The sequence below is a fragment of the Alteraquisediminimonas sediminicola genome (genome assembly GCF_019740335.1).
GTDB lineage: Bacteria > Pseudomonadota > Alphaproteobacteria > Sphingomonadales > Sphingomonadaceae > Alteraquisediminimonas > Alteraquisediminimonas sediminicola.
The window spans coordinates 349327-370424 of the sequence record NZ_JAHXZS010000002.1; the positions used below are offsets into that span (position 1 = coordinate 349327).

Consider the following 21098-nt stretch of genomic DNA (forward strand, 5'->3'; position numbering starts at 1 on the left):
TCCAACATCGCCACCGCACAACGCCGGGCCAGCCAAAGCCCGCAGCCCTCGTATTTCCACGAACACCCGTTTGCTCGGGCATATGGACGCGCGCCTTCATGATAATTCAGTATTGGTTAAGCGCTACTTGTGCATGAACCAATGATTATCACAGCCAGTCGGAGGCGATGATGCACAAATCTCATCTTATCGGCATGTTCGCGGTTGCGTTGCTCACCGCCACCCCCAGCCTTGGTCAAGGCCGTAGCGGCGGCATGGGTGGTGGTATGGGTGGTGGTATGGGCGGCGGCTATGGCCATATGGGCGATATGCCCTCCATGTCGCATGGCATGGGCGCCAATGGCATGAACACAGCCTCCCGCCCGTCTTTATCCGCCCATTCGTCCACGTCGTTGCTCAGTAATAGCAAGCTCGATCATGCGCTGACCAGTTCCTTGGTGCGCAGCGGTGTCGCTTTGCCCGTTGGCGGACTGACCGCCGCATGTGGCGGCTTTCAAAATCTGGGGCAATGCGTATCGGCTTTGCATGTCGCCAAAAATCTCGACGTCCCCGGCGGCTTTGATGCATTGAAGGGCGCGATGACCAGCGGCGACAAACTCAGTCTCGGCGCGGCCATTCACCAATTAAAGCCCGATGCCGATGCCAAGGCGCAGGCACGCGCCGCCAAACGGCAGGCCAATAAGGATCTCCGCGCAGCAGAAATGCCTGCGGAATAACGGGCGGATCGCGCATCGGCAGGGCACACATCGCCCCGACATCGCGCCTTCCATCAGACGCGGTGTCGGGGCGATGTAGCGATCAAGCGCCCTTTTTGGCCTTATGCTCTTTCAACAGCCGATCCAGTTCCGCAATCCGCTGGCGTTCGGGTGTATCGCTGGGAAGGCCCTTCAAACGGCATTCCGCCCACAAGCGCCTGCGCTCGGATTCGAGCGCCTTCAGATATAGATCAGCCATAAAGTCTCCATGATGTCAGCCCCGCCTATAAGGGGCGATGCCGACAAGCGATAGGCCCGGCCAGATCATTCGACATCAAACACCAACGGCCATCATGATCGTCAAAAACGGAAAACAAGGCCGCTTTGGACGATCAACGGATCAAGCGTGATCTTCGCCGTGACGGGCAAGGTCATGAAGCTGCCCCGCGACTTGGTGTTCATAAATGCCTTGGCGACGCTGAAATGCACCCCGATCTTGGGCGTGATCATGACATCTGCCCCGGCCTGCAATGCCGGACCAAAGCTGTCGTCTACCTTCAGATCGGCCACTGCGACATTCTTGACCTTGAACGCGGTGAAATAGCCCACGCCCGCGCCGATGAACGGCTGCACCCGGCCTTCGCCGTTGAAATGCACCTTGCCGAGCATCGCGCCCAGCCCATAGCGGACATTCGCCAAGCGCCCGACCGGCGCCAGCGTGCCTGCGCCATCAATGTGATTGACGGGCGGAATACCGGCAGTCACCGACACCGAAAACTGGCGCGACAGGAAATAATCAACCTCGAACGAGCCGGTGTAATTGGTATCCGTTTTCAGATCAGCGCCCACCATCGGGCTACCCATGATCTTGAAGTCGCCGGATGAGTTGAACTTGGCAAGGCTTGGACCTGCGCGCAACACAAGGTCGCCCTTTTCCGGGGCAAAGCCTTGCGCCATGACGGGCTGGGCAACGGTGACGGCAGCCACTAGGCCACCCGAAATAAGGGCGGCGAACACGCCCCCGTGATGGGAAACCCACCGGTTGTAATTATGCGGCTTCATGGTTTGCGAACCCCTGTAGTGAAACAATCTTTGTTTTTACTTCGTTACGCAACCAGTCCAACATGCGTTCAATCACCCGTTGATCGGCGAGAATATCCCAATGGCCGGCACCGTCGAACAGGGCGACATCGCCATGCGGCGCCACGATCTTCAGCGCATCGGGATAGGCCGATGGTGTGAAACACTCATCACGCCCGCCCGCCACCAACAGCACCGGGCATCCAGACGAAATCGGCGCCGCCTTGGGGAGCCATCGCCCCGGCCCAAAGGCGAGCATCGTATTATACGACCAACTCCGCACATAACGTGGGTCGTGCAAACAGGCCTCGATATTGAAATCGAGCACCGTGCGATTGTTGAATTTCTGAACCCCGAGCAAATTGGCCATCGCCGTTTCACGCAGCTTCGGCTTATGCACCTGTACCCATCCGCCGAAATGCGGGCGCACCGTTGGTGAACCCAGTCCCAGAAACGGTGCGAAAAACACATAAGCGTCAATCAGCGATGCCGCCGCACTGCGCGAAAAGCCGAGCACCAGCCCGCCCCCTGCCGAATGGCCGCCAAGGATAATTCGCCCGGTCGGATATTGGTGACGGACATAATGTGCGAACTCCGCCACATCATCCAGCAACTGCCGTGGATAGTCGACCGCATGGCCGCGTTCACCGGAAGACTGGCCATGGCCGCGCATATTGAGCGTATAGACCCGCGCCAGTCCGGCTTCGGCAATCGCATGCGCCAGTGCATGAAACTGATCGCCAAACCCACCAGAGCCATGGACCAGAATCAAGGACACATCGGTCGCCGCATCATAACAACGATAGCCAAGACTGCCATTCGCGACCGGCAATTGCCGTACGGTTGGCAATTGCCGGCTGTTGATTGCAGAAATGCGCGCAAATGAAGTGAAATCCAGATCCGGCGCCGGATCGCGGGTCAACGCACGCAGCGCAAGCTCATATGCAGACAGGGTTTTCCACCCGATGGCGTAACCATCAGACTTAGGTCTGGCCGACTTCGATTTGGCCAACTTAGGTTTAGAATGCGTTTGCATCCCATTAACCTAAGTGAAAATTGGTTAAGATTTCGTTCCCGACATCATGACAATGCTCAGCGCGGCGACAAATCTGCCGGTCTGCGCCCGCTCCATTACATCCTGCATCCATGCCTCGGCAGTGGCCGGTGCGACCAAGCCCGCCTGGGTCGCCAGCGTCATCACCGCCTGCAAATCAAGCACTTTGGCAATGGCCCCGATTTCATTCGATGTGATCGTGCGCACCGTTATTTCAAGGTCCTTCAACCCCTTGTCACGGAACAAGGCCCATAGATCGCGCGGCAAATACGGATGGCGACAGGATTTCGAAATCGCGCCCACCAACACGCCGGTGGTCGCATGATCGTCGCTCGCGACCCAGAAACCCGGCATATCCGGTTCGCTGATCACGATCCGGCCACCCGGTCGCGTGACGCGAATCATTTCATCAATGGTGGCTGACGGATCGGGAACATGGATCAACACGCGATCGGCGCGGATCGCATCAAGGCTATTGTCCGCGATTCCCAGCGCATCCGCAGACGCCTGTTGAAACCCAAGGCCCGTCACCTCGGCATGGCGTGACTTGGCACTGGCGATCATCGCTTCGCTCAGGTCAAATCCGGTCACATGTCCCGTCTCGCCAACAAAGCTGCTTAAGCCCCGCGCATCTTCCCCCGTACCGCAGCCGACATCGGCCACGGCCATGCCGGGAGCGACCCGCATCAGCCGAAACGTCTCTAATTTATATGCCTTGAATGAATCCAGCCCGTGCATTTCATCGAGACGTTCGATGAAATCCGCGTGATCGGTATTATCGACATTAGCAAAGGCTCCCAATTGCCGATCAAGTGTCTTGTTGCTTTCACCGGACAAAATGGAACTCCTCATGATAAATAAGTCGAACAGGTCATAGTGTCGCCAGCGGCCATATCGCAATATGTAATTTCATGCCCCCTCTTATCCGGCCCACACAATTAATAAACATTGCTTTTTATTCAGTTATTCGGAAAACCCGTATAGCTTTCTCGCCAGAAAACATGGTGAACTTCTGATTATGCATTTATTCCACATCATATGGATTACCACTGGCGTCATCGCGGTCATCATCTGGTGTAGCAAGGGCCGCAGCGGCTTTGACGGTTTTTTGCTCGGCGCATTCACCGGCCCGCTGGCATTGGTGATCGCCTTGTTGATCCCGACCGCCTATGACGAATTCGACCGCCCCTATCTCGATCAACATGCGAGCCGCAACTGCCGTCAATGCGGGGAGAAAATTCTCGCCCGTTCGCTGCGCTGCCCGCGCTGCGGTGCCTTACAATATCGGGGATGGCGGCGCTGATCCTGCGCGCCACCCCAAGTCCTCGCCTCAGCTATAATTGAAGCTGATGCTGATCCGGTCGGTCTTGGCCTTGCTCGCGACCACTTCATGACGCAACCAGCTCTCCCACAGGAAAATCGTCCCCGGCTTCGGTTCGGCATAGAAAAAGCTGCGCTCTTCCTCCGGCGCATCGACTTGGCGCGGCGGCGCGGCCATCATCAATTGCAACCGCGGATCTTCCAGCTTCAACCGCCCGGCCCCCGGCGGCACCTCGACATAGACCGTGCCGGACACCACGCTATGGGGGTGGATATGGCTGCTATGGCTGCCGCCCGGCTTCAGAATATTGACCCAGAGGCTATCGAGCTTCAGCTTGCGCCCATGCAATTCCATATGCGTGTCGCTGGCAAATTGGCGGACATGGGCATCGATTTTCCGCTTAAGGTCCGCAAACACCGGATCGCGCATCGGCAGATCATTCAACGACGCATAAGATGTATAGCCCTGATAGGCATTTTCCTTCGCCCATGCGCGCCCCGCCCGATCATCCTCGGCCAGCATGCGGCAGCTATGCGCCAATTCCTCCAGTAACCGCGCATCGGCGATCTGGTCTTCATAAAATCGGGTCACGAACAGGGTGCGTGTCGTCATGTGCTTAACCACCTTAATTCAGGGTCAGGGCGCAAATCGCTCAATTGCAGTCCGCGCCGTCCGATTCATAAAAATCCGCGATATAGGCCCAGGCTTCGTCCGCCGTTTCGACCATGCGGAACAAGTTCAGGTCGTCGGGGCTAATCACCCCTTCTTCCACCAAGGCATCAAAACCGACAATCCGATCCCAGAACGCCTTGCCGAACAAAACGATTGGCAGCGCCTCCATCTTGCCGGTCTGCACCAGGGTCAACAATTCCATCAGTTCATCCAGCGTGCCGAAGCCGCCGGGGAATACCGCCACCGCCCGCGCGCGCATCAGGAAATGCATCTTGCGCAGCGCGAAATAATGGAAACGAAAGCTCAGTTCCGGCGTGACATAGCTGTTTGGCACCTGTTCATGCGCGAGCACGATATTGAGGCCGATGCTTTGCTGCCCTGCCTCCGCCGCGCCGCGATTGGCCGCCTCCATGATCGACGGCCCGCCACCGGAACAGACCACATAATGGCGCTCATTTTGATCGAGCGGCGGCTGCGAACTGGCAATAAAGGCCAATTTCCGCGCCTCATCATAATATCGTGCATTGGCCTTCAACCGCTCGGCAATCGCGCGCGCAGTGGGATTGGGGGCAACTGCGATCAGCGCATCCGCCTCATCCGGCGCAGGAATCCGGGCCGACCCATAAAAAACGAGGGTCGATTTGATCCCCGCTTCATCCAACAGCAATTCCGGCTTCAACAATTCAAGCTGAAACCGCACCGGCCGCAAATCTTCGCGCAGCAGGAAATCCTTGTCCTGAAACGCCAATTGATAGGCCGGGCTGGCGGTCTGCGGGGTGATGGTTTCCAGTCGGGCAGATTGTACATCGGTACGGGCATCGGGAAAAAGCCGCTCTGGCGGGGTCGAAATCGGTTCTGTCATACTGCCCTTCATATCCAATATACGTGACAGGCACATGAACCGTGCCAATTGGCCACCGCCCATACTCACTTATTACCCTGTCGTGATCACGCGCCTTACCGGCAATAAGGCCCTTTTCCCATATCGAAATGCAGATGATCCGCATGCCAGTGATTGGCATCTGGCCCTAAGACGATCTGAAAATTCCGACACGCGCCCCGATGCACTTCGCGCAGAAACTGACGCACGCGATTATCCCGGCCATTCCAGTCGTTCAACACCGAAATGCGACGGCCATCAGCCAGCGTAAATCCGCCAATATCAATCGCATTGGCCCGGCCATGTTCCGACAGTTGATTGCCCGCCTGCCCGTTCACCGGTCGGCAGGAATAGCTGCCCATCGTGTCGATCCGCGCAATGTCCGCGCCCAGAAACCGCCGCGCCGCAGGCTGGGCAATCGACCGATTCCACGCGATCAAATTGGTCGCCATCGGGCAGGTAATCGCCGTCAAATTGGCAAATGAAGCGCCAATATCCAGCAATTTGACGCTGGAAAGCGCCGTGCACCCCCCGCCAAACCGACGGTCGGGCAATGGCTCGAACGCCGCGCCAAGCCGTCGCAACTGCGTCAGGCATTGGCGTGTCTGCGGCGAATTGGACGGCAAGCGCCCCGCTGTCACCTCATCTGCGCCGGATCGAGGGGAATGGGCATCCCGTTTTTCCCCCGATCCCACACAGCCCGCCAGAATCAACAGCGACGCCAAGGCCCATGCGACTATAAAAGGCGGCATCCGGTTCATGGCAACGCTATCGCATATTTGTCGCGAATGAAAAAGTTCCCCATGCCCATCTATCTGGCGCACATCCATCCGGCGGCCATGTTCTGGCAGGCAATATTGTGAAGCCGTGCGGGAGCGAGGCACAAATCACCCCCTTGCGCGTTCACGCCTGCCCAACCGAATCCGCGCCAGCAGCGCCATCGCCGCAATGCCGAACAGCAATGTCACCGGCGGCGCAGGCACATCAATCTCCTCGCCTCCACTTGATGAAGAACCGCCAGACGAGGAAGAGCTCGTACTCGTCAAACCACCCGTCGAAGACGTACTCGTGCTCGACGTGCCTCCTGTCGAGGACGTGCTCGAACTCGTCGTGCCACCCGTCGAAGTCGTGCTCGTACTCGTCGAACTACTTCCGCTTGATGAACTTGACCCGCTAGTGGAGGTGGACGTGGCGGGAATAATCTGACCGGCAGTGGTAAACACCCCGCCGCTGGTCGTGCCACCCGTTATGGAACCACCGCTGCTCGCGGCAATATGGCCAGTCCTGCCGCCAATCACATTCGCGAACTTGCCACCGCCACCACCCGCCCCGATCAAAGTCTGGGGTGAGTAATATGAACTCTCGAACGCCGGTATCTCTTGCCCGTTCAAGGCAATATTGCCGACCCCGCAATGCGTTTGGGCAAAACTCAAACCGCGCTTTAATTTACGCACGCGCGGCGTTGGCGGTTTGGTAGCGGATGTAAGCCTGCGCTGTGCATGATGCGGCTTGGCAAGCTTCGGCTTTGCCACCGCATGCGTCCCTGCTTTCGGGGGATGCGCCACCTGCGCGGCACCGCCGCCGATCAAGGCACCGCCACAGGCGCAGGCGCATAATTTAGCCAAGGCAGCACGTGCGACCATCGCTACCCCTTGCCGCCCGTCAAGCGATCACCGCAATGCGGATCGACACCCTTGCGATCATCCGCCGCCGATGTCCGATAGGCTGCTTGAAGAATTTGAGGATTCTTGATCAAAACACGCTTGCGCGGCGTGGCATGATGCGACTTGACCACGGCATATCCAGCCGGTTTCGGTGGCTGCACCACCTGCGCTGCGCCGCCACCGATCAGGGCGCCACCACAAGCACATGCACAAAGTTTCGCCAACGCCATACGCACAGACACATACTCACACTTAACACCCGGAACGCGATCAACACATCGATCAAATGATTAAGCGTCAAACTCGTCCCGGCCCAGCCATCCCAAATCTTAACCAAAAAAGAAATCGCAAAACTATACACATTTAGCCTAACCTAAGCTTAATCACAACAAATGATCAATATTACTGATGCTTAGAATGGCAGGCTCATGATCAGTCGAGACGGATCGGCCCGCGCCCCTGCTTCACATTGCTGCGCTTGGCCTTGCCTTCCAGCCGCCGCTCCTTCGCACCCCGGCCCACTTTGGTGGCAATCCTTCTCACCGGCGCGATCCACGCCGCATCGACCAGCGCCTGCATCCTCGCCCGCGCGTCTTGGCGATTGGCCTCGCGTGTGCGGGAATTGCGGGCGACCAGCACGATCTCGCCCTCCAATGTCCACCGGCTCCCGGCGGCGATTTTCAGGCGGTGATAAACGGCAGGCGGCAGCCGCAGCGCGTACACATCCAGCCGCAGTTGTACCGCCGTCGCCACCTTGTTCACATTTTGCCCGCCGGGTCCGGTCGCGGCCAGAAATTTTTCTTCCAGCGCATCTTCCGGCAAGGGCGAACCCCGCTGGGTCATCAGATGGAAAAACCGGCCTTGGCAAAGCTATCGGGCAAGGGCGCAGTCGCTTCGACCGGCGGCTTGCCGTCCCGTTCGATCCGCAGCCATGCGGAGTGCAACAGCATCGGCTCACCCGTAGCGGGCTTGTGCGATGCATAGACCGGATCGCCCGCCACCGGGCAATGCAGGCCATAAGCCGCATGGGCGCGAATCTGATGGGTACGGCCCGTTTCCGGCTCGAACTGCACCAAGGCGCGGTCGCCCTTGCGGTCCAGCACCTTCCAATGCGTCACCGCCGATTTGCCACGCGCATCGACGATCATCCGCCAGCCATTGGCTTCGGAACTGACCTTGAACAACGGCAGATCGATCGTGCCTTCATCGCCCTCCGGCTGGCCATCGACCACCGCAAGGTAACGCTTGCCCACGCGCCGTTGTTCGAACGCCTGCCCGAATTTCCCCAGCGCCTTGGGATTGCGCGCCAATAACAGGCAACCCGAGGTATCGCGGTCGAGCCGATGCACCGCCGCAGGCCAGCGCTTGAACCCGAAGGTCAACGACTCGAGAAAGTTTTCGAGCGACAATGTGCCGTCGCGCGGGCGATCTACCGGTAAACCGGCAGGTTTATCGAGAATGATGGCCTCGCCATCAAGGAACAGGACTCGGTCAGCAAGGATCATGCGGTCGCCATGCCAGTTGGTGGGCCGTACGTCCATCTTTTCACGCTCACCCCCGCGCATCAATCTCCCGCAGCAGTTGCACCGCCAGCTCCGACAAGCGGTCATCGCGCGCGCCCATCACGATGATCCGGTCGCCCGGCCTTGCCTCCGCCACCAACGCCGCGCCCGCCGCCTCGCGGTCCGCGATATGCAGCGCCGATTTACCCAACCCCGCAATCATCTGCGCCAGCCAATCGCTGCCCCGGCTCTTGTCCACCGTGCCGCCGAAATAGACGGGGTCGGGAATAACCAACCGATCCTCATCCGTCAGCAATCGCGCAAAGGTCGCGGCCAGTTCCTCGCCCATCTGCTTTAATGGGCCATAGCCATGCGGCTGGAACAGGATCAACAACCGCCCCGGAAACGCGTGCAGCGTGTTGAGCGTCGCCGTCACCTTATCGGGATTATGGCCAAAATCGTCGATGACGGTCACATCCTGCGCCGTCCCAACCAATTCCAGCCGCCGCTTCAACCCGGCAAAATCACCCAAAGCCGCCGCCGCCCGATCAAGCGGCAGGCCCAACGCCACAATCGCCCCCAACGCCGCCAACGCATTGGCGACATTATGCCGACCCGGCACCTTCAAATTGGTCGCGATGCCATTGACACGGAACGACACCCCATCGGGCCGCTCCACCACATCGGTCGCATTGAGGCTGGCCGTCGCATTCTCGATGCCGAAACTCACCACATGATCCTGCGACAGTTCGGCAGCCAATTGGGCGACCTCATCATGATCGGCGTTCACCACCGCCTTGTGCGCGCGGCCAAGGAAACCGGCGAACAGCGCGCGCAATTCCTCCATGCTCTTGTGATCAAGCGCGACATTGTTCAGCACCGCCACCGTCGGGCGATAGAGCGCAATCGAGCCATCGCTCTCATCGACCTCCGCCACGAAATGATCGCCCTTGCCGACAAGCGCGCTGGCAAAAGGAATATCGGGCGTGACGAAATTCTTCATCACCGCGCCATTCATCACCGTCGGGTCTTGGCCCAAGGCATGCAGCATCCAGCCGATCATCCCAGTAACGGTCGATTTCCCGCTCGTCCCGGCCACGCCGATGCTGATCTTCGATCCGTTGAACAGTTCCGCTAGCAAATTCGCCCGGCGCATCATCGGCGCGCCAAGGGCTTTCGCCGCCACCACATCCGGCACGCTGTCTTCAACGGCGGCAGAGGTCACCAATATCTGATCGGCACGCGTCAACCCGCTGCCATCCTGTGGAAACAGCGCGATGCCACGATCACGCAGGAACGCGAATTTGCCGCTGACCAGCCCTTGGTCCAGCGCCCGATCCGATCCCGCCACGGAAAATCCACGGCCCTGCATGATGCACGCAAGGGGCAGCATCCCGCTGCCGCCGATTCCGCAGAAAAAATAGCCTTTGTCCTGATCCATAGGCTGGCTATTGACGTTTTTCCCGTGAACAGCAAGTCGCAGCCCATCATGACCACAAAATCAGACGCACCCACCGCCACCCGGCGCATCGGCATCATCGCCCCTGGCCGTCGGCTGGAAGAGGAATGGGCCGTAAAGGCGACCAGCCTCGCCCGCCAGACATTCGGCGCATCCGCCCCGGAATTATTGTTCCATCCGCAATGTCTGGAAGATTACGGCCATTTTGCCGGGCCGGATGAGGTGCGCTTGGAAGCCTTGGTCGAAATGGCGAACGATCCGGCCATCGACGCGATCTGGATCGCACGCGGCGGCTATGGGGCGTGCCGCATCGCCGAACAAGCCATCGACCGCTTCGGCCTCGCCGCGCGCAAGAAAACATGGCTCGGCTATAGCGACGCCGGTTTCCTGCTGGGCGGCCTTTATGCCCGTGGTTTTCGCCATGTCGCCCATGGCCCGATGGTCGCCGACATCACCCGCATCGGCGGCGACAAGGCGCTCCGCTGCGCGCTCAACTGGCTCAACTCCGGCGATCCGAGCGCGACCGATCCGGCAATGCAGTCCGGCACGGCCTATCTCGCGTTCAACCTCGCGATATTGAGCGAAATGCTCGGCACCCCGCTCGAACCCGATTTCACCGGCCATGTGCTGATGATCGAGGAAGTCTCCGAACATCTCTACGCCATCGACCGCGCCTTGTTCCACATCACCTCCAGCCCGAATGTGCGGCGCGCAAGCGGCATCATGCTGGGCCGGGTCAGCGACATTCCGGAAAACGACATTCCCTTTGGTGAAGAGGCGGAGGACATGGTCAAATATTGGTGCGCCCGCGCAGGCATCCCCTATCTGGGCCGCGCCGACATCGGCCATGATCCGGACAACCGCATCGTGCCATTCGGCCTGAAACTCTAACGGCCCGCACTGTCCGTGACCCCGCCTGATACGCTCAACCCCGATTGGCGCACTGCATTGGCCCCGGCCTTTGCAACCCCGCAGATGCAGGCGTTGAGCGACTTCCTCAAGTCGGTACAGACACAGGGCAAGCGCATCTTCCCGCCGGAATCCGACTGGTTCCGCGCGCTCAATCTCACCCCGCTCGACAGGGTCCGGGTCGTGATCTTGGGCCAAGACCCCTATCATGGCGAGGGCCAGGCCCATGGCCTGAGCTTCAGCGTGCCGATGGGCACCCGCCTCCCACCATCGCTGAAGAATATCTACAAGGAATTGGCAACCGACCTCGGCATCCGACCCGCCTCCCATGGCCTGCTCGAACATTGGGCGCAGCAGGGCGTGTTATTGCTGAACGCGGTGCTCACTGTCGAAATGGGCATGGCCGCATCCCATCAGGGCAAGGGCTGGGAACAATTCACTGACGCGATCATCCGCGCGGTCAACGACCTTGATCACCCGGTCGTGTTCATCCTCTGGGGCAATTACGCCCAGAAAAAAGCGGCATTTGTGCATAGCATCGACAAAGGCGGCCCTCACCTCGTCCTCAAATCCGCCCATCCATCGCCCTTATCGGCGCACAATGGCTTTTTCGGCAGCCGCCCCTTCTCAAAAACCAACGCCTTTCTGGAAGCGCACGGCATGGCACCGATTGACTGGAAATTGCCGGAAGAATGCGGCCCGCTGATTTAGAATCGGCCTATATCCAACAACGGCAGCATGCATCGATGATTCAAGCGACTTTATCCAACAATTTATCAAACGCGCCGCGCCGCGTAAGCTGGACAAGGTCGACCGCCGACTCCTCGCGGAATATTTCGGCGTGCCGGAAAGCTGGCTGGCGCAGGGCGATGCACAGCCCCCCGCCCCTTCAAAGGAAAATTCCTATACTCCAGCCTCCTCAAAGCCCGCCAACGACCTGATCCTCGTCCCCCGCTATGACGTTCGTGCGTCCGCCGGCCCCGGCGCGGTACACACAGGGGAGGCCGCGCAAGGTCATATGGCCTTTCGCCCGACATGGCTGCGCCAGCTCACTGGGTCGCGCGCGGGGCAATTGTCGATGATCCGGGTCGAGGGCGCTTCCATGGTGCCGACCTTGATCGACGGCGACGACATGCTGGTTGATCGCGGCGATGCGGCAGATCGGGCGCGCGATGGCGTCTATGCCCTGCGCAGCGATGATGTGCTGGTGGTCAAACGCCTCGCCCTCAACCCCGCAAATGGCCGCTTCACGATCCGCAGCGACAATTCCGCCTATCCGGTCTGGCCCGATTGCGCCGCCGCCGATATCCATATCGTTGGCCGGGTGATCTGGTCCGGTCGTCGCATTTCCTGAAGCACCGGGTCAAAATCCCGCGCACAACATTGCGCAAATCGCCAATCACGCTATAGGAAACGCCATGCGCACCGCCACTATCACTCGCGAAACCTCCGAGACCAGCATCCGGGTCGAACTCAACCTCGACGGCACCGGCGTGTATGAAGTCTCGACCGGCATCGGCTTTCTCGATCACATGCTGGAACAATTGTCCCGCCATTCGCTGATCGACCTCAAGGTCGCGTGCGATGGTGATCTCCACATCGATCAACATCACACGACCGAAGACACCGGCATCGCCATTGGCGAGGCATTGAGCAAAGCCTTGGGTGATCGCAAGGGCATCACCCGTTATGGCCATAGCTATGCCCCGATGGACGAAACGCTGACCCGCGTCGCGCTCGACATTTCCGGGCGGCCTTATCTGGTGTGGAAGGTCGATCTGACCATGCCGCAATTGGGCGCATGGGATACCGAACTGATCGAACATTGGTTCCACAGCTTTGCCGGTGCCGCCGGCATCACGCTGCATGTCGAAAATCTCTATGGCAGCAACAATCACCATGTGGTCGAAAGCTGTTACAAGGCGCTCGCCCGTGCACTGCGCGTCGCGGTCGAAATCGATCCGCGCAAAGCCGATAGCATCCCCTCGACCAAGGGAATGCTCTGACCGTGCATGATAAGGTGGCGCTCGTCGATTATGGGGCGGGCAATCTGAAATCGGTCGAAAACGCGCTGTTCGCGGCGGGTGCGACCCAGGTGCTCGTCACCTCGGATCCCGAAACGGTAGTCAGCGCCGACCGCATTCTCCTGCCCGGCGTTGGCGCGTTCGGCGCGTGCATGAACGCGCTGTCCGGCATCGACGGCATGGTCGAGGCGCTCGAACAGGCGGTGTTGAAAAACGCCCGCCCGTTCCTCGGCATTTGCGTCGGCATGCAGTTGATGGCCGATCATGGCGAAGAGCTCGGCAGCCACAAGGGGCTGGGCTGGATCGACGGCGTGGTCAAGCTGATCGAGCCGACCGATCCCTCGGTAAAAGTCCCGCATATGGGCTGGAACGATGTCGTCCCGACCACCCCGCACCCGCTGATCGTGGCGGGCGAGGCCTATTTCCTCCACAGCTTTGCCGTGACGGGTGTGCCGGACCAACATGTGCTGGCCACGACCGATCACGGCGGATCGATTATCGCGGCTATCGGGCGCGACAATATGATCGGCGCGCAATTCCATCCCGAAAAGAGCCAGGCCTATGGCCTCGCCTTTCTCAAGCGTTTTCTGGAGTGGCAACCATGAGCCTCATCATCTTCCCCGCCATTGATTTGAAGGGCGGCCAAGTCGTGCGCCTTGCCGAGGGCGATATGGACCGCGCCACCATCTATGGCAACGACCCCGCCGCACAGGCGATGCTGTTTGCACAGGCTGGCGCACAGCACCTCCATTGCGTCGATCTCGATGGCGCATTTGCGGGCCGCGCGGTCAATGCCGAGGCGGTGGAAAGCATCGTCAAAACCTTCCCCGGCCATGTTCAATTGGGCGGCGGCATCCGTGATCGCGCCGCGATTGAACGCTGGTTCGACCTTGGCGTATCGCGTGTAGTGATCGGCACGGCGGCGTTGGAAAACCCCGATCTGGTGCGCGAGGCCGCCCGCGACTTCCCCGGCGGCATCGTCGTCGCCGTCGATGCGCGCGATGGCATGGTCGCAACCAAGGGCTGGGCAGATGTATCGACCGTGTCGATCATCGACATGGCCCATCGTTTTGAGGATGCAGGCGTCGCCGCGTTGCTGTTCACCGATGTGGGCCGCGATGGCCTGCTTAAGGGCTGCAACGTCGAAGCCACGGTCGATCTGGCGCGTTCGACCGACATTCCGGTCATCGCCTCTGGCGGCGTCGCAGGGGTGAGCGACATTCACATGCTCGCGATCCACGCCAAGGACGGCATCGAAGGCGTCATCACCGGCCGCGCGCTCTATGATGGACGGCTTGATCTGGCCACCGCCTTGGAAATCGCCGCCAAGGGGTGAAGCCCTGCCGTTGATGGCAGTTGTAACGCGCAGTCCTTAGAGATGGCCACCAACGGCGCGAAAGCCTAAGGCAGCGGATGCTGTCGCCGGCGACTGCGGCTCAACAAACACTTTACAACCGCGGCAACGTCACCCCTTGCTGGCCCATATATTTGCCCGCGCGGTCGGCATAGCTGACCTCGCACGGCTCATTGCCCTGCAAGAACAGGAACTGGCACGCGCCCTCATTGGCGTAGATTTTGGCGGGTAGCGGCGTCGTGTTGGAAAATTCCAGCGTGACATGCCCTTCCCAACCCGGTTCCAACGGCGTCACATTCACGATGATCCCGCAACGTGCATAGGTCGATTTGCCAAGGCAGATCACCAGCACATCGCGCGGGATACGGAAATATTCGACCGTGCGGGCGAGCGCAAAGCTGTTGGGCGGGATGATGCAGACATCGGTCTTGCGGTCGACAAAGCTGTTCGAATCGAAATTCTTCGGGTCCACCGTTGCCGAATCGACATTAGTGAAGATCTTGAATTCATCCGCTACCCGCGCATCATAGCCATAAGAGGACAGGCCATAGGAGATGGAATCCCCGCGCCGCTGCGCCTCGACAAACGGTTCGATCATGCCGTTGTTGAGCGCCTGCTCCCTGATCCAACGGTCCGACTGGATCGCCATTGCTGCGTCTTCCCCCTTCAATTTCGTCGAAGCGTCCTAACCTAGCCGCTCGCGATGGCAAACCCCCAATCTTAATGGGGATGCACCACATTCCACGCAACGCTGCCCTGCATGCCATCGACCCGGCGGCGATCGCTCGCCCGCCAGATTGCCCAACCCCGCGCCCCATAATTGGGCTGGAAAAAGCCATTATCGAGCCACAGCTCGCGCTTGATCTCTGCCGACACGCCATAGACATCGTCAAAATTGGCGCTGATCCACAAAATCGCCGGCTTGCCCGATTGCTGTTCAACCGCCTTCACCAACAACCGGATTTCATCCAGCACCGCCGCCTTGCCGGGCCTTGCAGGGCAATCATCCATGAAATCGAGACGGATAGCCGGGGCCAGCGCCACCTTTTCACGCGGCACAGCGGCGACGAAATTATTCGCCTGCGCATCCGCCGATTGACACAATGAATAGGCATGCCACGCCCCGCGCCGCACCTTTGCCGTGCGGCTATTCGCCCAATAGGTCGCAAAGCCCGCGTCCCGTCCGGTCACGCCATAGGTCGCCCGCAAATAGGCGAAATCCACGCCCGCCGATTGTGCCGTCGGCCATTGGACATCGCCCGCATCGCTGGTGATCGCCACGCCCTGCACCGGATATTTATCGCGCGACGGCGTCCAGCCCATCGCGTAAAACCACACGGCAAGGATAAATAACAGCCCCGCCATTGCCGCCAATAAGGCCCGTGCATCAATCCTACGCATACACAACTCCCCCCAAATCTTCCGGCCCCAAGCCCCTCAATCAACCGCGAATATGCAGCACGCAAATCAGGGTAAACAGCCGCCGCGCCGTGTCGAAATCGACTTCGATCTTCTCTTCCAGCCGATCAATCAACAATTGCGCTGCCTCATTGTGAATTCCCCGCCGCGCCATATCGATGGTTTCGATCTGCTGGGCGGTGGCTTGGCGGATCGCCTGAAAATAGCTGTCGCAAATGGCGAAATAATCGCGGATCGGCCGCCGAAACCGGGTCAGCGACAAAACCAGCGTCTCCAGCAACTCCCCATTTTCCGCCGAAATATCCAGCGCGAGCCTGCCCTCGATCACCCGCAGCATCAACCGGAACGGTCCGGCATAATCTTGCGGATAATCGCGCAACGGCTTGAAGAAATTGCCTTCCAGCAAATCGAAAATAGCGATACGCCGCTCTTGCTCGACATCGGCATTGCGCCAGATAATCGTCTGGTCATCCAGTTGAACATCGATGATGCGGGGGTCGGCCATAAGGATCAGCCATAGGGGCAAACAGGGTGGCAGATCAATCTACCCCGATTCAATCTGACACGATCTTCTGTTTCAATCTCTTCTGGCATTCCAACACTCTTATTGATAATGACTCGCACCAATGACCCAAATCACGCCCCCCATCGCACTTGATCAATTCCAGATGAGCCAACCCGCCCGCATCGTTGCGGTCGATTGGCAATTGCTCAGCATTGAACAGGCGCGACGCTTGCGCGAAATGGGCTTTGACGAAGGCGTTACCGTCGAATTGCTGCATCAAGGCCCCTATGGAGGCGATCCTTTGGCGTGTCAGGTGGGCCGCATGACCGTGGCCATCCGGCGCGAACTCGCCCATTTCATCAAGGTCGTAGCGGAAGAGGTGACAGCATGACCCCGACACCCGCATCGGCCCCAGAATCCGCCCCCGTCATCGCCTTGGTCGGCAATCCCAATGCGGGCAAAACCGCGATGTTCAATGCCTTTACCGGCGCGCGGCAGAAGGTCGGCAATTATCCCGGCGTGACGGTCGAACGCCATGCGGGCAAGATCATGATGGGCGATGGCCGCCCGGCGGAACTGATCGATTTGCCCGGCACCTATAGCCTGACCCCGCACAGCCCGGATGAAGCCGTCACCCGCGATGTGCTGCTGGGTCGCCAATTGGGCGAACAAAAGCCCGACATCATCCTTGCGGTGGTCGATGCGGGCAATCTCGATAATCACCTGCGCTTCATCCTTGAGCTGAAGTCTTTGGGCCTGCCGATGGTGCTCGCCCTCAACATGGTCGATCTTGCTCGACGCGATGGGCTAGAAATCGACATCGCCGCCCTGTCCGAACAGCTTGGCATCAGGGTCGCCCCGACCATTGCGGTGCGCAGGCACGGCCTTGATCGCCTGCGCGATTTGCTAGCCGAGGTCGCCCCGGCGGCACATGTCGAAAATGCGGCAGATGAAGCCCGCAAGCTCCCCCCGCTCGACATTCGCGCGCTGCAAAAACAGGCCCGCGCCATCGCAGATGCCGTCACCACCGAAACGGACAAGCGCCGCAGCATCACCCGCAGGATCGATAATGTCGCGCTGCATCCGGTGGTCGGCCCGATCATGCTCGCGGGCATATTGTTCCTGATGTTTCAGGCAGTCTTCGCCTGGGCGACAGGCCCGGTCGAGATGATCGAATCGCTGATCTCCGCATTGCACGATGCCATCCAGAACCTGTTGCCCGCTGGCTTCCTGCGCGATCTCATCCTTGAAGGGGTGATCGCGGGCGTCGGCTCGGTCGTCGTCTTCCTGCCGCAAATCCTGATCTTGTTCAGCTTCATCCTGTTGCTGGAAGCCAGCGGCTATATGGTGCGCGCCGCCTTTTTGATGGATCGGCTGATGGGCCGGGCGGGGCTTTCGGGCCGTGCCTTCATCCCGCTCTTGTCCTCCTTCGCCTGCGCCGTGCCGGGCATCATGGCGACCCGCACCATGGCCGAACCGCGCGACCGGCTGACGACCATCCTGATCGCGCCGTTGATGACCTGTTCGGCCCGCCTGCCGGTCTATGCAGTGATCATCGCGGCGTTCATCCCCGCAAGCTCGGTTGGCCCCGGCATCGGTCTTCAAGGCCTAGTGCTGTTCACCCTCTACATCGTCGGCATTCTTGCGGCCTTTATCGTGGCTTTGGTCCTGCGCCGGACAGTGACCAAGGGGCCGGACCAAGGCTTTCTGATGGAAATGCCGAAATATCAAATGCCGGTGCTGCGCGATTTCCTGCTCGGTCTGTGGCAGCGTGCAGAAGTCTTCCTGAAACGCGCCGGGACGATCATCCTGACCTCGACTGTCATCTTGTGGCTGTTACTGAGTTATCCCAAGCCCCCCGCCGATGCAGATCCGGCCATTCCGGCTGTGGATTACAGCATCGCCGCCAATGTCGCGAACGGGCTGGCGGTAGTGCTCAAACCGATCGGCTTTGATCGCGACATCGCCTTGGCGCTGATCCCCGCGATGGCCGCGCGCGAAGTGGCGGTATCGGCGCTGGCCACCGTCTATGCGATTGAATCCGATGGCGGCGACGAACATTCGCTGGTCGAACGGCTGCGCGGCAAATGGCCGCTACCGACCGCGCTCGCGTTTCTCGCATGGTTCGTGTTCGCGCCACAGTGCATCTCGACCATCGCCGTGGTCCGGCGCGAAACAAACGGGTGGAAATGGCCCGGATTCTTGCTGGCATATCTGTTCGCGCTCGCTTATGTCGCTGCTGGTATCACTTATTGGTCGGCAACGGCATTTGGCCTGTAAGACGGCATTTTCACATCTAAGGGGAGCGAATCGGTGGCAGGCAGCGTCAACAAGGTCATCCTGATTGGTAATCTGGGCCGCGACCCCGAAAGCCGCAGCTTCCAGAACGGCGGCAAGGTCGTGAACCTGCGCATCGCAACCACCGATAGCTGGAAAGACCGCGCCACGGGCGAGCGCAAGGAAAAGACCGAATGGCATTCGGTCGCGATCTTTAACGAGAACCTTGCCAACATTGCCGAACGCTATCTCCGCAAGGGCTCGAAGGTCTATATCGAGGGCAAGCTCCAGACCCGCAAATGGCAGGACCAGTCCGGTCAGGACAAATATTCGACCGAAATCGTGCTGCAAGGCTTTGACGGCACGCTCACCCTGCTCGACAAGCCGGAAGGCGGCGCAGGCCGCAGCAGCGGTGGCGGCAGCAGCGATTGGGGCAATGACGGCGGCTATAGCGGTGGCGACACCGGCTTTGGCGGCGGTTCAATGGGTGGCGGCGCGTCACGCGGTGGAGCTTCGGCCCCCAGCCGCGCGTTCGACAGCGACCTTGACGACGATGTGCCCTTCTAAAACCTTCGGCCCTTTGGCGTGCCTTTCCGGGTATTTCTTGACATTATGCCGGATGCACGCCATGGCCGCGAGCGTATCAGCCAATGGGGCCGATCGCGCTATTTCCGGATGTTATAGATGAGTTTTGCCGATCTCGGCCTATCTGATTCCCTGCTGCGGGCCGTTGAGGACTCCGGCTATAATATCCCGACTCCGATCCAGAAGCAGGCAATTCCTTCTGTCCTGATGGGCAAGGATATCGTCGGCATCGCCCAGACCGGCACTGGCAAGACGGCCAGCTTCGTCCTGCCAATGATCGATATTCTGGCCGAAGGTCGCAGCCGCGCCCGCATGCCGCGCTCGCTGATTTTGGAACCGACCCGCGAACTCGCGGTGCAGGTCGCCGAAAATTTCGAGAAATACGGCAAATATCACAAGCTCAACATGGCGCTGCTCATCGGCGGCGTCAGCATGGGCGACCAATTGGCCGCGCTGGAAAAGGGCGTCGATGTCCTGATCGCGACGCCGGGCCGATTGAAGGACCTGTTCGAACGCGGCAAGATCCTGCTGACCGGTTGCAGCCTGCTTGTCATCGACGAGGCGGATCGCATGCTCGACATGGGCTTCATCCCCGATATCGAGGAAATCTGTTCGCGCCTGCCAACCTCGCGTCAGACCTTGTTGTTCTCCGCCACCATGCCGCCGCCGATCAAAAAGCTGGCCGACAAATTCCTGAGCAGCCCGAAATCGATTGAGGTCGCGCGCCCCGCCACGACCAACATCATGATCGAGCAAAAGCTGGCGATCACCAACCCGCGTAAAAAGCGCGAAGTGCTGCGCGCCCTGATCGCGTCGGAAAATATCAAAAACGCCATCGTCTTCTGCAATCGGAAGACGACCGTACGCGAGTTGGCAGAAAGCCTGAACCGTCATGGCATGGCCGCCGGGCAGATCCATGGCGATATGGACCAGCCATCGCGGATCAAGGAACTCGACAAGTTCAAGGCGGGCGAGATCGCCATTCTGTGCGCCTCCGACGTGGCGGCCCGAGGCCTCGACATCAAGGGTGTCAGCCATGTGTTCAATTTCGACGTGCCTTGGCATGCCGATGATTATGTCCACCGCATTGGCCGCACAGGCCGTGGCGGCGCGACCGGCATTGCGATCACCATCGCGACCGATAGCGATCAGGAAGCCATCGAAGCGATTGAAAAGCTGACTGGCGGCCCGATCCCACGGATCACCGATATTGATACCGCAGCCTCCCCCCGTGACAAGAATGATCGCGAAACCAGCGAAGCCGAACCCCGCGCCCGCAAAGCGCGCGGCGACCGGGCCAGACCAGCACGCGAACGCGCCCCGCGCGAACGCGCGCCCCGTCAACAGGTGGAGCGCGAACAGACACCGCTAGAAGCTGCGCCCGTCGCAGAGGTCGCAGAGGCTGTCGAACAAGCCCCGCGTGAACAGGCTCCACGCCCGGAACGCAGCCGTGAAAAGCCCGCCCGTGAGCGTGGCGGTCGTGAGCAATCTGGCCGTGAGCGCGGCCCGCGCGGTCGTCAGTCCGAAGCCGACACATCGTCCGGCATTGGTGGTACGCAGCGTTATCCTGCACCGCAAGGCATTCAGCCGGTGGACGAAACCCTCGCCCCCGGCGATTGGGCAGGACCGGTGCCGAGCTTCCTCAGCTTCGGAATTCCGCGCTGATTTCTGGCGAAGAACAGATGGTTTTTCATCCCG

General features: G+C 59.9%; 27 protein-coding genes. 13 read left to right on the top strand and 14 right to left on the bottom strand.

What is annotated here, in order from left to right; all coding sequences use genetic code 11:
- Positions 1-170 precede the first annotated feature (170 nt).
- Complete coding sequence (locus K6117_RS07705; RefSeq protein ID WP_221793567.1) at positions 171-716, top strand: hypothetical protein; 546 nt, start codon at positions 171-173, stop codon at positions 714-716.
- An 82-nt stretch (positions 717-798) separates the two neighbouring features.
- Here K6117_RS07705 and K6117_RS07710 read toward each other — a convergent pair whose 3' ends face one another.
- From K6117_RS07710 to K6117_RS07725, 4 genes are all read right to left on the bottom strand, one after another.
- On the bottom strand, positions 799-954 hold the full coding sequence (locus K6117_RS07710; protein ID WP_221793569.1) for a hypothetical protein: 156 nt from the start codon (positions 952-954) through the stop codon (positions 799-801).
- A 101-nt stretch (positions 955-1055) separates the two neighbouring features.
- Positions 1056-1757 carry an OmpW/AlkL family protein gene (locus K6117_RS07715; RefSeq protein WP_221793571.1) on the bottom strand — a complete coding sequence of 234 codons (702 nt, stop codon included), beginning with the start codon at positions 1755-1757 and terminating at the stop codon, positions 1056-1058.
- Positions 1744-2787 carry an alpha/beta hydrolase gene (locus K6117_RS07720; protein ID WP_221793574.1) on the bottom strand — a complete coding sequence of 348 codons (1044 nt, stop codon included), beginning with the start codon at positions 2785-2787 and terminating at the stop codon, positions 1744-1746. The genes K6117_RS07715 and K6117_RS07720 overlap by 14 nt, the downstream gene beginning before the upstream one ends.
- 48 nt (positions 2788-2835) lie before the next feature.
- Positions 2836-3681, bottom strand: a complete 846-nt coding sequence (locus K6117_RS07725; protein WP_221793576.1) for a methyltransferase domain-containing protein — start codon at positions 3679-3681, stop codon at positions 2836-2838.
- Between the two features lie 166 nt (positions 3682-3847).
- Here K6117_RS07725 and K6117_RS07730 point away from each other — a divergent pair, with 166 nt between their 5' ends.
- Positions 3848-4132 carry a hypothetical protein gene (locus K6117_RS07730; protein WP_221793578.1) on the top strand — a complete coding sequence of 95 codons (285 nt, stop codon included), beginning with the start codon at positions 3848-3850 and terminating at the stop codon, positions 4130-4132.
- Between the two features lie 27 nt (positions 4133-4159).
- On the opposite strand, the gene K6117_RS07735 is transcribed toward K6117_RS07730, so the two are convergent.
- The 3 genes from K6117_RS07735 to K6117_RS07745 form a co-directional block, all read right to left on the bottom strand.
- Positions 4160-4762, bottom strand: coding sequence for a TIGR02466 family protein (locus K6117_RS07735; RefSeq protein ID WP_221793580.1), 603 nt, complete (start codon positions 4760-4762; stop codon positions 4160-4162).
- A 40-nt stretch (positions 4763-4802) separates the two neighbouring features.
- A complete protein-coding gene (locus tag K6117_RS07740; protein WP_221793582.1) occupies positions 4803-5684 on the bottom strand; it encodes an LOG family protein in 882 nt (293 codons plus the stop codon).
- A 95-nt stretch (positions 5685-5779) separates the two neighbouring features.
- The gene (locus K6117_RS07745) at positions 5780-6454 is read right to left on the bottom strand and encodes an extensin-like domain-containing protein (RefSeq protein ID WP_246604937.1); all 675 of its coding nucleotides are present in this window, start codon (positions 6452-6454) and stop codon (positions 5780-5782) included.
- Between the two features lie 196 nt (positions 6455-6650).
- Between K6117_RS07745 and K6117_RS07750 the strand changes: the two genes are divergently transcribed.
- Positions 6651-6908: a hypothetical protein gene (locus K6117_RS07750; protein WP_221793586.1), complete on the top strand. Its 258-nt coding sequence runs from the start codon at positions 6651-6653 to the stop codon at positions 6906-6908.
- A gap of 439 nt (positions 6909-7347) precedes the next feature.
- Here K6117_RS07750 and K6117_RS07755 read toward each other — a convergent pair whose 3' ends face one another.
- The 4 genes from K6117_RS07755 to K6117_RS07770 form a co-directional block, all read right to left on the bottom strand.
- Positions 7348-7608: a hypothetical protein gene (locus K6117_RS07755; RefSeq protein ID WP_221793769.1), complete on the bottom strand. Its 261-nt coding sequence runs from the start codon at positions 7606-7608 to the stop codon at positions 7348-7350.
- 190 nt (positions 7609-7798) lie between these two features.
- Positions 7799-8209, bottom strand: coding sequence for an alternative ribosome rescue aminoacyl-tRNA hydrolase ArfB (gene arfB, locus K6117_RS07760; protein WP_221793588.1), 411 nt, complete (start codon positions 8207-8209; stop codon positions 7799-7801).
- Complete coding sequence (locus tag K6117_RS07765) at positions 8209-8871, bottom strand: RluA family pseudouridine synthase (RefSeq protein ID WP_221793755.1); 663 nt, start codon at positions 8869-8871, stop codon at positions 8209-8211. Before K6117_RS07765 ends, arfB begins: the two co-directional genes overlap by 1 nt.
- A 46-nt stretch (positions 8872-8917) precedes the next feature.
- Positions 8918-10309, bottom strand: coding sequence for a UDP-N-acetylmuramate--L-alanine ligase (locus K6117_RS07770; protein WP_221793590.1), 1392 nt, complete (start codon positions 10307-10309; stop codon positions 8918-8920).
- Between the two features lie 48 nt (positions 10310-10357).
- On the opposite strand from K6117_RS07770, the gene K6117_RS07775 reads away from it, so the two are divergent.
- The 6 genes from K6117_RS07775 to hisA all read left to right on the top strand — a co-directional run bounded on the left by K6117_RS07775 (position 10358) and on the right by hisA (position 14596).
- Positions 10358-11218: an LD-carboxypeptidase gene (locus K6117_RS07775; protein ID WP_221793592.1), complete on the top strand. Its 861-nt coding sequence runs from the start codon at positions 10358-10360 to the stop codon at positions 11216-11218.
- Between the two features lie 15 nt (positions 11219-11233).
- Entirely contained in the window at positions 11234-11947 is a 714-nt protein-coding gene (gene ung, locus K6117_RS07780) for a uracil-DNA glycosylase (protein ID WP_221793594.1), read from the top strand.
- A 130-nt stretch (positions 11948-12077) separates the two neighbouring features.
- Positions 12078-12590: a S24 family peptidase gene (locus K6117_RS14430; RefSeq protein ID WP_343211756.1), complete on the top strand. Its 513-nt coding sequence runs from the start codon at positions 12078-12080 to the stop codon at positions 12588-12590.
- Positions 12591-12654: 64 nt separating this feature from the next.
- Positions 12655-13242, top strand: coding sequence for an imidazoleglycerol-phosphate dehydratase HisB (gene hisB / locus K6117_RS07790; protein WP_221793596.1), 588 nt, complete (start codon positions 12655-12657; stop codon positions 13240-13242).
- Positions 13243-13244: 2 nt separating this feature from the next.
- A complete protein-coding gene (gene hisH, locus K6117_RS07795) occupies positions 13245-13865 on the top strand; it encodes an imidazole glycerol phosphate synthase subunit HisH (RefSeq protein ID WP_221793599.1) in 621 nt (206 codons plus the stop codon).
- Positions 13862-14596, top strand: a complete 735-nt coding sequence (gene hisA / locus K6117_RS07800; RefSeq protein WP_221793602.1) for a 1-(5-phosphoribosyl)-5-[(5-phosphoribosylamino)methylideneamino]imidazole-4-carboxamide isomerase — start codon at positions 13862-13864, stop codon at positions 14594-14596. Before hisH ends, hisA begins: the two co-directional genes overlap by 4 nt.
- A gap of 112 nt (positions 14597-14708) precedes the next feature.
- On the opposite strand, the gene dcd is transcribed toward hisA, so the two are convergent.
- The 3 genes from dcd to K6117_RS07815 all read right to left on the bottom strand — a co-directional run bounded on the left by dcd (position 14709) and on the right by K6117_RS07815 (position 16538).
- Complete coding sequence (gene dcd, locus K6117_RS07805) at positions 14709-15263, bottom strand: dCTP deaminase (RefSeq protein ID WP_221793604.1); 555 nt, start codon at positions 15261-15263, stop codon at positions 14709-14711.
- A 71-nt stretch (positions 15264-15334) separates the two neighbouring features.
- Positions 15335-16015, bottom strand: a complete 681-nt coding sequence (locus K6117_RS07810) for a GH25 family lysozyme (protein WP_221793605.1) — start codon at positions 16013-16015, stop codon at positions 15335-15337.
- A gap of 40 nt (positions 16016-16055) precedes the next feature.
- Positions 16056-16538, bottom strand: a complete 483-nt coding sequence (locus K6117_RS07815) for a UPF0262 family protein (RefSeq protein WP_221793607.1) — start codon at positions 16536-16538, stop codon at positions 16056-16058.
- A 121-nt stretch (positions 16539-16659) separates the two neighbouring features.
- Between K6117_RS07815 and K6117_RS07820 the strand changes: the two genes are divergently transcribed.
- The 4 genes from K6117_RS07820 to K6117_RS07835 all read left to right on the top strand — a co-directional run bounded on the left by K6117_RS07820 (position 16660) and on the right by K6117_RS07835 (position 21065).
- Positions 16660-16929: a FeoA family protein gene (locus tag K6117_RS07820; RefSeq protein ID WP_221793609.1), complete on the top strand. Its 270-nt coding sequence runs from the start codon at positions 16660-16662 to the stop codon at positions 16927-16929.
- Positions 16926-18818 carry a ferrous iron transporter B gene (gene feoB / locus K6117_RS07825; RefSeq protein WP_221793611.1) on the top strand — a complete coding sequence of 631 codons (1893 nt, stop codon included), beginning with the start codon at positions 16926-16928 and terminating at the stop codon, positions 18816-18818. Before K6117_RS07820 ends, feoB begins: the two co-directional genes overlap by 4 nt.
- 33 nt (positions 18819-18851) lie before the next feature.
- A complete protein-coding gene (ssb, locus tag K6117_RS07830; RefSeq protein ID WP_221793614.1) occupies positions 18852-19382 on the top strand; it encodes a single-stranded DNA-binding protein in 531 nt (176 codons plus the stop codon).
- A gap of 117 nt (positions 19383-19499) precedes the next feature.
- Positions 19500-21065, top strand: a complete 1566-nt coding sequence (locus tag K6117_RS07835; RefSeq protein WP_221793616.1) for a DEAD/DEAH box helicase — start codon at positions 19500-19502, stop codon at positions 21063-21065.
- Positions 21066-21098: the final 33 nt, after the last annotated feature.

Coding starts and splice junctions, on each gene's coding strand:
- K6117_RS07705 (WP_221793567.1), top strand. CDS start 171: ATGCACAAATCTCATCTTATCGGCATGTTCGCGGTTGCGTTGCTCACC.
- K6117_RS07710 (WP_221793569.1), bottom strand. CDS start 954: ATGGCTGATCTATATCTGAAGGCGCTCGAATCCGAGCGCAGGCGCTTG.
- K6117_RS07715 (WP_221793571.1), bottom strand. CDS start 1,757: ATGAAGCCGCATAATTACAACCGGTGGGTTTCCCATCACGGGGGCGTG.
- K6117_RS07725 (WP_221793576.1), bottom strand. CDS start 3,681: ATGAGGAGTTCCATTTTGTCCGGTGAAAGCAACAAGACACTTGATCGG.
- K6117_RS07730 (WP_221793578.1), top strand. CDS start 3,848: ATGCATTTATTCCACATCATATGGATTACCACTGGCGTCATCGCGGTC.
- K6117_RS07735 (WP_221793580.1), bottom strand. CDS start 4,762: ATGACGACACGCACCCTGTTCGTGACCCGATTTTATGAAGACCAGATC.
- K6117_RS07740 (WP_221793582.1), bottom strand. CDS start 5,684: ATGACAGAACCGATTTCGACCCCGCCAGAGCGGCTTTTTCCCGATGCC.
- K6117_RS07745 (WP_246604937.1), bottom strand. CDS start 6,454: ATGCCGCCTTTTATAGTCGCATGGGCCTTGGCGTCGCTGTTGATTCTG.
- K6117_RS07750 (WP_221793586.1), top strand. CDS start 6,651: ATGCCGAACAGCAATGTCACCGGCGGCGCAGGCACATCAATCTCCTCG.
- arfB (WP_221793588.1), bottom strand. CDS start 8,209: ATGACCCAGCGGGGTTCGCCCTTGCCGGAAGATGCGCTGGAAGAAAAA.
- K6117_RS07765 (WP_221793755.1), bottom strand. CDS start 8,871: ATGATCCTTGCTGACCGAGTCCTGTTCCTTGATGGCGAGGCCATCATT.
- K6117_RS07770 (WP_221793590.1), bottom strand. CDS start 10,309: ATGGATCAGGACAAAGGCTATTTTTTCTGCGGAATCGGCGGCAGCGGG.
- K6117_RS07775 (WP_221793592.1), top strand. CDS start 10,358: ATGACCACAAAATCAGACGCACCCACCGCCACCCGGCGCATCGGCATC.
- hisB (WP_221793596.1), top strand. CDS start 12,655: ATGCGCACCGCCACTATCACTCGCGAAACCTCCGAGACCAGCATCCGG.
- hisA (WP_221793602.1), top strand. CDS start 13,862: ATGAGCCTCATCATCTTCCCCGCCATTGATTTGAAGGGCGGCCAAGTC.
- dcd (WP_221793604.1), bottom strand. CDS start 15,263: ATGGCGATCCAGTCGGACCGTTGGATCAGGGAGCAGGCGCTCAACAAC.
- K6117_RS07810 (WP_221793605.1), bottom strand. CDS start 16,015: ATGCGTAGGATTGATGCACGGGCCTTATTGGCGGCAATGGCGGGGCTG.
- K6117_RS07815 (WP_221793607.1), bottom strand. CDS start 16,538: ATGGCCGACCCCCGCATCATCGATGTTCAACTGGATGACCAGACGATT.
- K6117_RS07820 (WP_221793609.1), top strand. CDS start 16,660: ATGACCCAAATCACGCCCCCCATCGCACTTGATCAATTCCAGATGAGC.
- feoB (WP_221793611.1), top strand. CDS start 16,926: ATGACCCCGACACCCGCATCGGCCCCAGAATCCGCCCCCGTCATCGCC.
- K6117_RS07835 (WP_221793616.1), top strand. CDS start 19,500: ATGAGTTTTGCCGATCTCGGCCTATCTGATTCCCTGCTGCGGGCCGTT.